Raw genomic sequence first — 12,835 nt, 5'->3', positions numbered from 1 at the left:
GAGATTATAAGGAAATTATATTAAACAAAAGAAGCTTGGAGGATAATATGGCAGCAAAAGTTATACCATTCGCACCAATTGAACGTTTAATAAGGACAGCAGGTGCTCACAGGGTGAGTGAGAGTGCAGGAATGGCCCTTACGGAAATTCTGGAAGAATATGGGCTTCAAATATCGAAAGAGGCAATAAAACTTGCAGAACACGCAGGCAGGAAGACTGTAAAGGCTGAAGACATAAAGTTAGCTAAAGAAATGCTGTAAATTAAAAAAGTAAAATGCTGAAAAACAGCATTTTCCCTATTTTTATTGTATATTTGATTACGCAGTTGCGGCTTCAATCTCAATTATGGTAAGGGATTCCACAGGACAATTCTTTGAGCATGCTCCGCAGCGGATGCAGAATTCATCATTGATTACTGCCACACCGTCAATTACCCGAAGTGCAAGTTCGGCAGTTTCGGGATCAAAATCATCGCTTTTCATCAGTTTTGCATTTACGGGGCAGACGGAATAGCATATCCCGCACCCAATACACTTTTCAGACTGAACTACTTTTTTGTTTTTCTTATCTGTCTTTGCCATTTAAAATCACCTCAAAAACTCCATAGAATTGCCAGACAACGGGAAACAGACCATTTAAGAAGCTGTAAAAGCAGGGCTGGCTGCAAATATAAAGAGAAATTTATATTTGTTCTGTCTATGATAGATCTGATATTTTTAAGATATATGAAGATTTCGAAAGCCTGACAGATGTCACGCCAGCGAAAGAGTTTCGAAAGCCTGATAGATGTCACGCCCCGAAAATAAGTTCAAGAAGGCCCATGCCTGTCATGGTAACAGCAGTTACGATAATTCCCGCTATCATTACCCCTGCAGCGATTGCCGGAAAAGAATGCCTGAACTTTACACCGAATACAAAAGCTGCTGCACAGCCTGTCCATGCTCCCGTAACCGGCAAAGGCACGGCAACGAAGATTGTCAGGGCAAGGAGCCCGTATTTCTCAAAATTATCGTTGTGGTTCCTGCGGGTTCTTGAAAAGAGCCAAGTAAAGAATATATCGAAGATCCGGTAGCGGCGCAGGTAATTAGAAACAGGCTCAAGGAAGAGCAGCAGGGGAATTACAGGGATAAGGTTTCCAATCACGGAAAGGAAATAAGCCTCAACAGGTCTCATCCCATAGACGCCCATGGCAACGGGGATTGCCCCTCTTAATTCAGAAATTGGAATTGCCCCTATAACCATAACTGCAAGCCAGTGCGGCACAGAAGCAAGCATTTCTACCAGTAAATTTTCAACGGACATGATGATCAGGAGTGATAATAATAATCTTTTAAAAGAAAAAGGCTCGCTTCAGAGACCTTTTTCGGTTGCTTTTCGAAGATCTGGGAATAGAAATTGAAATATCTAGAAATTGAAATATCGGATATATAAACTACATAAAACCATTTTTCAGAATTTTGGAGTTTCAGTTTTCTCTTGAGAGAGCAAAATGTGCAAGCAGGGCTTCCAGCTGGATTTTTTCGCTGGCCCCTTCGGTCAATCTGAAGTCAGTCTCCCCGATAATGTCCACAAGTGCGACAATATCCTTTTCCGAAAGCCCCAGGTCGAGAATCATAAGGTTGTTCATTTCAGAAACGACCCTGTAGATCTGGCCCACAATGTCTTCTCCGGAAAGACCTTCTTCATAAAGCAGCCGGTTAAGCTCCTTTCTGGCAGCCCGGAAGTTTCCGCGCAGGGCAGTCTCGATCAGATTCTTAATCTCATCAGGGTTTGCAGTGGCTGTAGTCCTGTAAATGGTTTCCCTGGAGATGGGCTTTTCTGTATCAATGAAAGCAGCAGCCTGGAGAGAGTTGACAGCTTTTCGCATATCTCCCTGAGCTACATAAATAAGAGCCTCATATCCTCCTTCTGTGATTGAAAGGCCCTGATCTTTAGCAATGTACTCAAGGCGTTCTCTGATAGCTTCATCGGAAAGCCGCCTGAACCTGTAGACTGCGCATCTGGACTGAATAGGCTCAATTATCTTGGAGGAGTAGTTGCAGGAAAGAATAAAACGGCAGTTGCTGCTGAATTTTTCCATTGTTCTGCGGAGTGCGGACTGGGCATCCGAGGTAAGGGCATCAGCTTCATCAAGGAAAATGATCTTGAACGGAGCTCCGCCTATTGGAGCGGTTTTTGCAAAGTTTTTGATTTTGCTTCTGACGATATCAATACCCCTTTCATCGGAGGCATTGAGTTCCGTAAAATTTTCCCGCCATAAATCTTCCCCGAAGATCTCCCTTGCTATTGAAACTGCAGAGGCTGTTTTCCCGACACCCGGAGGCCCGGAAAAGAGGAGGTGAGGAAGGTTTTTTGTTGCCACATAAGACATCAGGCGCTCGATTGTTTCATCCTGCCCTGCTACCTGATTAAGCCTGACAGGCCTGTATTTTTCAATCCAGATCTCTTCTTTAATCTTAGAATCCTCCATTCGTGCTTGCACCTTAATTAGAGAATATAATATTTAAACTTTCGAATGTTTGCGATATTTCTGGCATATCGGCATCATTTCGAAAGAAGGATACTTAAGAGAACATCCTCCCGGATATATAATTTTGGACTTACGCATACGGGATACAGGATCAAAGCGCATGAAATCTTCGAATAACTGGTACAAAGAAATGAAAGTACTTGAGAGAACTTTCATGCTAGATGAAAAATAGATGAAAAAATCAACTGAGAAATAAAAAACCGATCCGGGTATTGAGGACTGGTTCAATCCAGCACAGGGAGGGATTTCAGTCCAGGTATACCGTATGCAGAGTCTCATAAATAGGACCATCGGGAGTTAGAGTGCTTTTTTTAAGAAGCGCTTTATTCACCTGAAAACTGCCAATTTCGATATTTTTTAATTCATTAAGGACATTTATAAAAGCAGTTTTTTGATCTTTATTTAGAGATTTTACCCTGGCAAGGGTAGCATGGGCTGTAAATGCCCTTTCATCTTCTTTGAACTTAAAAGGTTTCAGTACGGTCTCCACTTCATCGTGAAGAGTTTCAAAGTTTCCTGTTGCTCCAAGCCACAGGACTTTAGGACTTGAAGGCTTTGGGAAAACCCCTATACCCCCAACTTTTGCTTCGAAAGGCTCACACATAATTGAATCAAGAGCTGCAGCAACAGGGTCAACCATTGACTCCTTAATATCACCCAGAAACTTCAGAGTTATGTGAACAATTTCAGGATTGACAAATTTCAGATCAAACCCGGAAAACCTTTCCTGAATCTGGCGGATTTTCTCCCCAAAATCTGGGTCCAGTTCCACTGCTATGAATGTCCTGATCAAAGCTTTCACCAGTATAGATTAGAAGGGAAAAACAGAAAAACGTTTCTGTAGACCTATGTTTCTGAAAAAGCAGATTCAAGATACAATTTACCTGAAAAATTGTAAACTATTTTGTCCGGGCGATGCCCGAAAAAATAAGAAATAATAAGTATCGGAAGTTGAGAAAAAGATAGTAGAGAAAAAGAGAAAAATGGAATCGACCACAGAACAATTATAATATATAAGATATAACACTAGAAAATAAACGGGCTTATGAAGAAAATAATTACCATTAATGTTAACTCTGAGAAAATAATGTTAACCTGGAGAAATAACATTGGCCCAAAGAAATAATAATTAACTTCAAAATCAAACACCAGATTATTAATAACTTCAGAATGAAAAAGCAGGACTGCAAACATGATTGCATAAAAATAAAAAGGGGTGAGTGACATGGACAGAGCACGTATAATTGCAGAAGCGGCAGCCCACATTTCCCAGGAGCTTGGTGCTGCCGCAATTATGGTCTCTGGAGATCTTAGTTTTGAGGGAATCGAAACCGCAGGGATTCCTGTTTATTATATCTCCATGCGCCCGAAAAGCATAATAGACCATCTCGTAGCAACCAGTAAAGATGGAAAAAGTCCTGCAAAAGAACTGGGGGACCAGCTCAATAGGGAAGCTGCAGGCAATGTTGACCACCTGCAGCATGCTGCTGCCATAGAGTATATGCTTGAGGGACCACGAAGCGGGATTGTAGTCGGTGTTGTTGAAACTCGTGGCTCCAGCTCAATTATAGTCCATAATCTCGAAGAAAACCCCCTTATAAAAGCAATGAAAGAATGTGAAGAAAGAGTTAAACCGGAAGTAATGAATGCAGTCCTGAAAATTGCCTTTGATATCGCCCTCACTGGCAGGGAAGGAAAAAAAATAGGAGCTGCCTTTATTGTGGGGGACTCAGAAGAAGTTCTGAAACGCTCTCATCAGATAATTCTCAACCCTTATGCAGGCCATGAGGATATCCACAGAAATATCCTTGACAAAAAAAACTGGGAATCTGTAAAGGAATTTGCCCAGCTTGACGGAGTTTTTGTGATAGACGAGGTAGGCATTATCCGTGCAGCAGGACGATACCTTGATGTGGACGGAAAAAATATTGACATTGAAAAAGGACTTGGAGGACGCCACGTTTCAGCAGCCGCCATTACCAGGGATACAGTAGCAATTTCAGTTACAGTGTCGGAGTCAGGCGGAGTCCTCAGAGTATATAAAGACGCTAAAGAAACCCTCTGTATGGAAGCCTTACAACCTGCATCCAGATATATCTGAATCTGGAATGCGGGAAAAATTTGTAACTGCCTGTTTTTAACCCTCTATATTTAACATATTTAACTGCCCATTTTATAGAATCACTCATAAAGATATGAAACTCAAGTGCAGATGGATATTAATGAATAAAGAGAATGCAGATAGCTCATAATTATGCAGAAAACCGGAGTAACGAGAGTGGCCCCATGAGCAGACAGATTTTTTACATGCCTTTTAGCCTGAAATTCCTTTTCCTGTTAGTACTCATAACGATCTTCGGACTCGGTTCTCTGTTTCTGGGAGTTATCGTTTCTGCCTTCATGAAAATAGGATTTTCCGCAGAAGACGCACTCCTTATCCTGTTCCTATCCCTTATTGGGAGCGGAATCAATATCCCATTGACAACTCTGAAATCTGACATTCCGGTTGTTAAGGACAGTTACATTAAGGTTTTCGGGATTTCCTACAGGATTCCTGCCCGGAGGATGGTCAGGAATGAAACCTTACTTGCCGTCAATGTTGGAGGGGCAGTAATTCCCGTCCTGATTTCCGCATATCTTCTTACGCAGTTCCCTGATTCTTTCCGTGCTGCAGGGATAGGTGTGGCGATTGTTGCAATCATAACCCATTCCCTGGCAAGACCAATTAAAGGAGTAGGCATAGCAACTCCTGCTCTGGTCCCGCCCCTGACATCCGTTCTTGCTGCAGTCCTGCTCACTTCAGCGATTCATATTCCCGGCTGCCCTGCTGAAACGTGCCGTGTTATCATTGCCTATACAGGAGGAGTGCTTGGAACCCTGATAGGAGCTGATCTGCTTAACCTGGGAAAAATAAAGAATTTAGGAGCTCCCATTGCAAGTATAGGAGGAGCAGGCACCTTTGATGGGATATTTTTAAGCGGGTTTATCGCCCTTCTCCTGATCTGAAAAAAGAGAGATAATTCTCAAAGAGAATGGACCTCTAAGAGAATAAACCTCTATTACTCTCACCTGTAATGACAGATCAGCTCTTTCTTCTGAGAGCCAGACATATCATAATTCCAATAATTCCGGAAACTATTCCAAAGCCGGGAAGTTTTGCAGAAGAACTCTCTGCAGCTTCCTCAGGATTACTATTCTTATCTTCGGAGTCCGTTACTTCAGAAGAGGGCGCTGCCCTATAATCGGCTGAGATATTTTCAGATTCTTCTGAGCCTGAGGTTATATTTGCCTCTTCTGTGGAATTATCTGCAGGTTTAGTGGCGTTTTTGTCTTCGACAACCACATCCATTGCAGGATAAATGATGTATCCGGCAGAAGAAGTACTGCCCTTTCCTTCATCTGAGGTCTGGAAATACCAGGAGTCGGTGAAGTAATTCTTTGTGTCTTTATCGAGGTTCAAAGTAATTGATTTTGAGTTTGTAAGAACAATCCCATCTTCAGAAACTTCTTCTACTTCAAAGCCCTGGAATTCATCCCCGTTTTCAATAACAAGGACATTATCTTTGTCAATAAGCCATGTATACTTGAAAACTGCAAATGAATCAGTGGCACTCACAAAAACAGAGTCTACATAGGTAACGAAATAGAGCTGGTCCTTTCCGTCTCCGAAATCTGCAGTTGCAGTAAAGGTTTGACCTTCTACAGTCCCATCTGCATTCACAATTCCAGATTCGAGCTCGGTTCCGTTTTTAGATAAGGAAAACCAGACCTTATTGCCCTCGACATCTACCTGGTTTACAGTTAGCGAATAACCTTTCCCAAGGTCCCAGACGTCTCCGGCTTTAAGCTCTTTTTTATCGCTGCCTTCCTGGTTGATAACAATGTTTGCAAGCTGTGAGGGATCGTTTTCAACAGTAACATACGGTTTTCCGAAAAATGTAAGTTTGTAGTAAAACATTCCACCGAGTTCTGCAGGAGCTGTGCTGTCATTAAGTTCAAGTTCGGAAACAAGTTTATGTTTTTCTGAGAACTGCCTTGTAGAATACACAAGCTCTCCTTCACCTATAATATGGTTTCCAGGATTGTTTTTCCCAAGTTCATCCTCCCCGTCTTTCTCAATGTACTGCAGGCGCTCTCCCCACCAGCCTTCAGAGGCAACGAAATTCTTGTGTTTGTTTATGGGGTAGTTAAAACCTCCAAAAGTAGTTGCATTCCAGCAAAAATCATCGGATGATGTCTCATTAGTATCAAGAGGTACTCCTCTTAAAGTATAATTTCCAGGTTTGTCCAGTTCTTTTGCAGGCAGGATAACGTATCCATTCGGAGAAGTGCTGCCTTTTCCTTCATCTGAGGTCTGGAAGTACCAGGAATCAGTGAAGTAATTCTTTTTATCCTTATCAAGTTCCAGGGTAATAGAATCTGAGTTTTCGAGGGCAATACCATCTTCGGAAGTTTCGACTACTTCAAATCCCTGGTATTCATCCCCGTTTTCAATAACAAGAATGTCATCTTTGTCAATAAGCCAGGTATACTTGAAAACTGCAACAGAATCAGTGGCACTCACAAAAACAGAGTCTACATAGGTGATGAAGTAGAGCTGGTCCTTTCCATCTCCAAAGTCTGCAGTTGCGGTAAAAGTCTGATTTTCCACAGTCCCGTCTGCATTCACAATTCCTGACTCGAGCTCGGTTCCGTTTTTGGATAAGGAGAACCAGACCTTATCCCCCTCGACATCTACCTGGTTCACAGTCAAAGAATAACCTTTCCCAAGATCCCAGGTGTCACCGGCTTTAAGCTCTTTTTTATCACTGCTGTCCTGCGTGATAACAATATTTGCAAGCTGGGCAGGATCGTTTTCAACGGTAACATACGGTTTTCCAAACCAGGCAAGTTTATAGAAAAACATCCCTCCAAGTTCTGCAGGAGTTGTACTGGCATTGAGTCCGAGTTCAGAAACAAGTTCGTATTTGTTGGAGAACTGCCTTGTAGAATATACAAGCTCTCCTTCACCAATAACATGGTTTCCTGGGTTGTTTTTTCCAAGTTCATCCTGTCCATCCTTCTCAATGTACTGCAGGCGTTCTCCCCACCAGTCTTCGGAAGCTACAAAGTTACTGTGTTTGTTTACAGGATAGTTGAAGCCCCCAAAAGTGGTTGCATTCCAGCAAAAACCATCGGATGAGGTAGCATTGGTATCAAAAGGAACCCCGCAAATAGCTGGACCCGCCAGACCCGGTGCAGGAAGCATCAAACAGATTGTTAAAGCCATCAATAGCGAATGCAAAAATCTTTTAATATCGAAATTCATAAACACCATCACTCATTTTAATATAAATTTAATAACTAATTCAACAAAGAAATTATTTATAAGCAAATATTGTTATAAATAAACCTAAAAGTAACAACAAATAAAGCTGAGTAGTTAATAAATTTTACGAATTTGAATCAAAAATCAGAAAGATAACACTGAAACATGACCCAAAAATAAAAAAACTGTTCTCAGCCATCCAATGTCAAGGAGAAAAGAATTAACAATCGAAAGAAAACAAAAATAAGAAAATAAAATAACGAAAAAATAAAAACCAAATGTACGAAATATGAAAGGACAAATTAAGTAGATTAATAAATTAAGTAGATTAATAGAATTGATGGCTGAAGATTAACAGACCTGCACTGGATCAGCCCGTTACTTTGAAACGGAGCAGAGCTGCGATTCCGCCAAGCTTGTGAAGTTTTTCTCCGGGCTCAAAGGCTGTGCTGAACACAACAACCTTTCCCTGCGCCTGCTCGACTTCCATAAGGAGCTTATCAATATCTTCCCCTTTTTCCCGCCCTTCCCGAAGGGTTTCGTCAGCAATTAGCAGGGTTTCAACAGCACCGTAACCAAGTGCATTTTTGACATCTGCAAAACCGTAAGCAGCTTTGCCGTCCATTGATATTTCCCTGATAAGGTCTTCCATAAGAGAAGACTCCCGGGCGATGCGGGATTCCTGCATGATCCGGTCCACAGCCCCTCTGCGGAGCACTTCCTGAAACCCGGACATCCCTATCATGGATGTGTCTTCAATCAATGCCTTTGAAGCCATTCCGGACTCAACTTCACTGAAGTATTTCAGGAAATCCTCTTTTGTAAAACCCGGCCCTGCAATCACTATAGAAGCATCTTCAGGAACGGCGTGCCTGAGCTGTTCAACAATTTCCCTGAAAAACTCATTCCGAAGCCCGCTCTCCCGCTTCCCGGAGGACTGCCGGATATGTGAATAGACCTCAATTCCGTAGTGGCGCACAAAACCAATATCTGCATCTCCTTCCTCAACTGCCACAATCACAACTTTCGGGCGCTTTCCGGCTTCTTCAGCATCCTGAATGCGCTGGAGCTGGTCGTTTTTCCAGTGATCCTTAATGATTGAGATGTTAGTCCCGATTTCCACATTGAGTGTGTGATAGGAACCTGCGTCCATCCCGTGCTCTATAGGGCCATGTATTCGCAGCCTGTTTGCAAATTTATGGAACTCAAGTTCCTCGACCCTGATCCCCAGCCTTACCTTTACTTTCTCAACCTTTTCCGGGCGGAGTTTATCGCTTGCCGTATCGGCTTTCCTTTTGGTCACGGCAAAGACCAGGTCTCCCTTTTCAATTATATATTTCAGGTGCCAGAGGTCATCAAGGGTCTCGGCTGTTACTGCAATTTCCCCTTCCCTGCCTTTCAGAGAACGGTTTGTCACCCTCATACCTTTTTCACTCCAGTCTTTTCAATACCTTCTCCGGCTTCTTCTATGAATTCCTCATCAGTTTCGCCTTCGCTATCTTCAAATCCTGCTTCTGTTCCGGGAGTTTCATACTCCTCGCCTTCGAACCCGACTCCCTTTCCTTTTCGTTCAGGCTTCTGGCTCCTGATATCAGATTCTCCGGCAGGAATCATCATAGCTACCTGGTCAGGGGATGCGATCTGTTTCACAAAACGAGGGTCATTCAGCTCATCTGCATAAATCCGGTAGATCTTTTTCGAGATATCGTTCTGGTTGAATTTGCCGGGAACAATTTCAAGGATATAATCTCCGTTCTTCCGGACTGCAGAAGCAGGCCCGCCTATAACCCTTGTTTCACCGCCTTTCAGCTCAAGCCCGACTGCAATGCCAAGAGGCACGTCTTTGAAGTAGTTACGCTCCCCGCGGATAACGAAAGCCCCTTTTTTCAGGTATTCTCCCGATTCAGGGGTCTTTGTTACCTGTTCGGATTTAATCCAGTAACAGTCCCCGCTGGACTGCCCGGCTTTCCAGAGGCTCGAATAAGAAACCGCAAACTGCGCAGCCTCCTGAAGTGTGGATTCCGGAACTTCTTCTCCTCCGGTCTTTACAACCGTAAGAGGAGCGCCCGGAGTCTGTGTATGGAAAACGATGTCTCTCTTTTCCATGTATTTTTTGAAAATCTCTTCGTTGGTATCGGCGTCCCTGCCTCCTACAACCAGGAATCCGTCTGAAGACACAAACCACCTGAAACGGTCGTACCAGTGCTTTTTCCTGGACGCCTGCAGTTTCCTGCCCGCCTTTGCAGCTTTTGACGCAGCCTTTTTCTCCATAGCCTTTTTAGTGTCCTCAATAGCCCTGATAGCCCCATCCCTCTTTTTGGTGAACTTTTTGACCTTTTCATAGTATTCCTGAGCATTCTGAGGCACGGTCTTGCGGATATCAAGGCTTACGATCTTCCCGTCGAGGTCTACCATTATAGTTCCGGTTTTCGGGTCAATGTTCGTAATTTTTTGAGCAGCAGGCACGGTCTTTTTTGCCTGTTTGAGGATGGAACGGATTTCATCCCAGGAATAGCCCTTTGCCCTTGCGCCATTGAGTACGGAAAAAAGTTCTTCAATAACCTGGTAATTTGCATATACGATTTCTGCAAGGGCATTGTTTTTCTCAATTTCTTTTCCGAACTTTGCAAGGCTCTCTTCCTGCTGAAGCAGACGCCTTTCAAAGACACCCAGGGTTTTTTCCTTCTTTTCAGCTTCTTTTACCTCTGCGACCTGTTCCAGAGCTTTTTTCCCGAAAAACTCATCAAGTGCCGTATTAAATGAATCAAAATATTCTTTTTCATAATCTGAATAGCGCTTAAGGTCAAATGGCACTACATCAAAGGTTTCAATTTTTCCATTAATTTCCTGCTTCACGTGCTGGGGCCTGAGCCCGGGAATCTGAGTTTCGATCCCAGCTTCGGTTTCGGGCTCACCTTCAGGTTTGGCAGCCGCCCTTCCCCTGAAAAGAGGTGAAAAAAGATCCTGCAATGCATTTTGGAGCTTTTCAGCATCCTCCAGGGTAGCTTCTTTTGCAGGTTTGGACTTCTCGATTCCTGCGCGTGCACAGGCTTCTTCTGCGAGGACGCCTCCGAGGTTGAACCTTGTAGCAATGGTCCGGACTATATCAGCCGTTGATTTAGAAAACGCATCCATGAGGTCCGAAACTTTAGCTTCGACAGGGCTCAACTGCGCTTCCGGAAGCTCATAAACCTCTCCACTCCTGAGCCTGCGGTCCTTAAGGGTTACGGGATTCATGGGCAGGATGATTTTGTTTTCCGAATCCACTATCAGGACATTGCCTCGCGCAAACAGTTCTACAATGAGTGTGCTTCTGACTCCAGCTCTCTCAATCCCTATTTTAATGATCCTGTCGAAGTCGTGCTGCTCGACAGATACAATCCTGCCTCCCATCAGGTATTTTCGCAGAAGCATGGGAAAAGCCTGGGGAAGCGTGGGGCTTGCCCGGATGTACTTTGTCATATGGAGGCGCTTTCCTGCCTCGATAACCAGGTTGTCCCTTCCCTGATGAAAAACGTAAAGGTTGATGCGTATCTCCTCGCTCGCAGGCTGGTAGATCTTTCCGATCTTCGCATCAATAATGGACCTGGGACCCGCTGACAGTTCGGCAACAACTGCAGCAACGTCTGCACTTGACATATCCTGTTTCATGAAGTGGATATAATAGAGGACTCATGTATAAGTGTTACTGTAGAATTTTTTTACAGATAGGAAATTTTCAAGCTCCCGAATTGCGATTTGGGAGCCCGCTGTCCTTCCCGAGTTCCGCCTCGGGAAGGCGGTGTCCTTTTCGGTCGCTTTGCTCCCTCAAGAGGACTCTTATTGTGGGAAAGATTTTTGAGAGGCATTTTAAAAGGAAACTCGAATGATAAAAAGAGACCGAATAGGAATAGTTATAATTCCCTCACAAGCCGAAATCCAAGATTGGCTAAACGTTTCTCAGGCTCACGGCTGAAGCGGGCAGCCGAGCGGCAGGAATCTACATCACAGTACCAGCTTCCTCCGCGAGAGACACGATTGGAACTGTTTCCGTCTTCCCATGCGCTGCCATCAGAAGGAGAGCCGTTATAATTATCGTGCCATCTGTCCTGAACCCATTCCCAGACGTTTCCGTGCATATCGTAAAGTCCCCAGGGATTTGGTTTCTTTTTACCAACCGGGTGAGTTTTGCGGCCTGCGTTCCTGACGTACCATGCATAATCGCCAAGCTTTGATTCATCGTCGCCAAAAAAGTACCTGCTCTGTGTGCCGGCTCTGCAGGCATATTCCCATTCGGCTTCCGAGGGCAGACGGTATTTAGAGGTGTTTTCCCTCGTGTTCAGTTTTTGAATAAATTCCTGGACCTCTTCCCAGGAAACCTTCTCTACAGGCAGGGATTCATCACTGAAGTTTGCAGGGCTGGTTCCCATAATCTTCTTCCACTGTCTTTGTGTAACCGGAGTTTTGCCCATGTAAAAAGGATTTTTAATCGTAACCCTATGGACAGGAGATTCGCAGTCTGACCTGTCTTTCTCTTCGGGAGAGGATCCCATTATAAATTCGCCTGCAGGGATCAGTAAAAATTCGATGCCTGTAGACGAGCTGATAAAAGTTTCGTGGTTCTCAGACTCTGTCGCACCATTCGAATATTCAATGGAATCTTCGATAGAGCCTTCAATTTCTTTCTTTTTCAAATAGGACCGGATTGTGTTAATAGGATTTATAATACTGATTTTACTTCCCAAAATACTTAACCCCCAAAATCATTATCTTCATCAGTTTCTACAGTTTCGCCAATTTTCACACTCGTTGACTATGACAATTATAAGCATGATAGTATAATAATGGAATCCATTTTTAAGTTTCTTATTATCTTATATTTATTGCGCATGACTCTATCTTTATGACTTTTTTAACTTAAAGAAGCTTTTTATTAGTTTCAAAATCTCTGACCTGAGCAAGGATAGGCAGGTAGACAGTAAAAAAGAAAATTTATAGATAACCAAAAGTAAAATATG

11 protein-coding genes are annotated in these 12,835 nt (G+C 43.4%); 3 read left to right on the top strand and 8 right to left on the bottom strand.

Annotated elements, in window-relative coordinates:
• Positions 1-47: 47 nt before the first annotated feature.
• Positions 48-260 carry a histone family protein gene (locus PLL47_RS01380; protein ID WP_011033762.1) on the top strand — a complete coding sequence of 71 codons (213 nt, stop codon included), beginning with the start codon at positions 48-50 and terminating at the stop codon, positions 258-260.
• A gap of 57 nt (positions 261-317) precedes the next feature.
• Here the strand turns inward: PLL47_RS01380 and PLL47_RS01375 are convergent, their stop codons facing one another.
• The 4 genes from PLL47_RS01375 to thpR all read right to left on the bottom strand — a co-directional run bounded on the left by PLL47_RS01375 (position 318) and on the right by thpR (position 3,323).
• Positions 318-581 carry a DUF362 domain-containing protein gene (locus PLL47_RS01375; protein WP_324443953.1) on the bottom strand — a complete coding sequence of 88 codons (264 nt, stop codon included), beginning with the start codon at positions 579-581 and terminating at the stop codon, positions 318-320.
• Positions 582-789: 208 nt separating this feature from the next.
• A complete protein-coding gene (locus PLL47_RS01370; RefSeq protein WP_324443951.1) occupies positions 790-1,302 on the bottom strand; it encodes a COG2426 family protein in 513 nt (170 codons plus the stop codon).
• A gap of 163 nt (positions 1,303-1,465) precedes the next feature.
• Positions 1,466-2,470 (bottom strand): replication factor C small subunit, encoded by a 1,005-nt coding sequence (locus PLL47_RS01365; protein ID WP_324443950.1) that lies wholly within the window; start codon positions 2,468-2,470, stop codon positions 1,466-1,468.
• Positions 2,471-2,777: 307 nt separating this feature from the next.
• Complete coding sequence (thpR, locus tag PLL47_RS01360) at positions 2,778-3,323, bottom strand: RNA 2',3'-cyclic phosphodiesterase (RefSeq protein ID WP_324444006.1); 546 nt, start codon at positions 3,321-3,323, stop codon at positions 2,778-2,780.
• Between the two features lie 432 nt (positions 3,324-3,755).
• Here thpR and PLL47_RS01355 point away from each other — a divergent pair, with 432 nt between their 5' ends.
• Both PLL47_RS01355 and PLL47_RS01350 read left to right on the top strand, forming a co-directional pair.
• Positions 3,756-4,631 (top strand): DNA integrity scanning protein DisA nucleotide-binding domain protein, encoded by an 876-nt coding sequence (locus PLL47_RS01355; protein WP_324443948.1) that lies wholly within the window; start codon positions 3,756-3,758, stop codon positions 4,629-4,631.
• A gap of 185 nt (positions 4,632-4,816) precedes the next feature.
• Entirely contained in the window at positions 4,817-5,536 is a 720-nt protein-coding gene (locus PLL47_RS01350) for a DUF1614 domain-containing protein (protein ID WP_324443946.1), read from the top strand.
• 76 nt (positions 5,537-5,612) lie between these two features.
• On the opposite strand, the gene PLL47_RS01345 is transcribed toward PLL47_RS01350, so the two are convergent.
• The 4 genes from PLL47_RS01345 to PLL47_RS01330 form a co-directional block, all read right to left on the bottom strand.
• Positions 5,613-7,799, bottom strand: a complete 2,187-nt coding sequence (locus tag PLL47_RS01345) for an MA0829/MM1976 family S-layer protein (RefSeq protein WP_324443943.1) — start codon at positions 7,797-7,799, stop codon at positions 5,613-5,615.
• A gap of 409 nt (positions 7,800-8,208) precedes the next feature.
• Positions 8,209-9,261 (bottom strand): mRNA surveillance protein pelota, encoded by a 1,053-nt coding sequence (locus PLL47_RS01340; protein ID WP_324443941.1) that lies wholly within the window; start codon positions 9,259-9,261, stop codon positions 8,209-8,211.
• The gene (rqcH, locus tag PLL47_RS01335; protein WP_324443939.1) at positions 9,258-11,489 is read right to left on the bottom strand and encodes a ribosome rescue protein RqcH; all 2,232 of its coding nucleotides are present in this window, start codon (positions 11,487-11,489) and stop codon (positions 9,258-9,260) included. Before rqcH ends, PLL47_RS01340 begins: the two co-directional genes overlap by 4 nt.
• Before the next feature lie 242 nt (positions 11,490-11,731).
• Positions 11,732-12,562, bottom strand: coding sequence for a formylglycine-generating enzyme family protein (locus PLL47_RS01330; protein ID WP_324443937.1), 831 nt, complete (start codon positions 12,560-12,562; stop codon positions 11,732-11,734).
• Positions 12,563-12,835 lie beyond the last annotated feature (273 nt).

The organism is Methanosarcina sp. (assembly GCF_035390745.1).
Classification (GTDB): domain Archaea; phylum Halobacteriota; class Methanosarcinia; order Methanosarcinales; family Methanosarcinaceae; genus Methanosarcina.
The sequence above is the reverse complement of the archived record's forward strand: the minus strand, read 5'-3'. Positions and strand labels throughout refer to the sequence as shown.

Bases quoted from the DNA above. Each gene is read 5' to 3' on its own strand.
- PLL47_RS01380 (WP_011033762.1), top strand. From the start codon at position 48: ATGGCAGCAAAAGTTATACCATTCGCACCAATTGAACGTTTAATAAGG.
- PLL47_RS01355 (WP_324443948.1), top strand. From the start codon at position 3,756: ATGGACAGAGCACGTATAATTGCAGAAGCGGCAGCCCACATTTCCCAG.
- PLL47_RS01340 (WP_324443941.1), bottom strand. From the start codon at position 9,261: ATGAGGGTGACAAACCGTTCTCTGAAAGGCAGGGAAGGGGAAATTGCA.
- PLL47_RS01365 (WP_324443950.1), bottom strand. From the start codon at position 2,470: ATGGAGGATTCTAAGATTAAAGAAGAGATCTGGATTGAAAAATACAGG.
- PLL47_RS01375 (WP_324443953.1), bottom strand. From the start codon at position 581: ATGGCAAAGACAGATAAGAAAAACAAAAAAGTAGTTCAGTCTGAAAAG.
- PLL47_RS01350 (WP_324443946.1), top strand. From the start codon at position 4,817: ATGAGCAGACAGATTTTTTACATGCCTTTTAGCCTGAAATTCCTTTTC.
- rqcH (WP_324443939.1), bottom strand. From the start codon at position 11,489: ATGAAACAGGATATGTCAAGTGCAGACGTTGCTGCAGTTGTTGCCGAA.
- PLL47_RS01345 (WP_324443943.1), bottom strand. From the start codon at position 7,799: ATGGCTTTAACAATCTGTTTGATGCTTCCTGCACCGGGTCTGGCGGGT.
- PLL47_RS01370 (WP_324443951.1), bottom strand. From the start codon at position 1,302: ATGTCCGTTGAAAATTTACTGGTAGAAATGCTTGCTTCTGTGCCGCAC.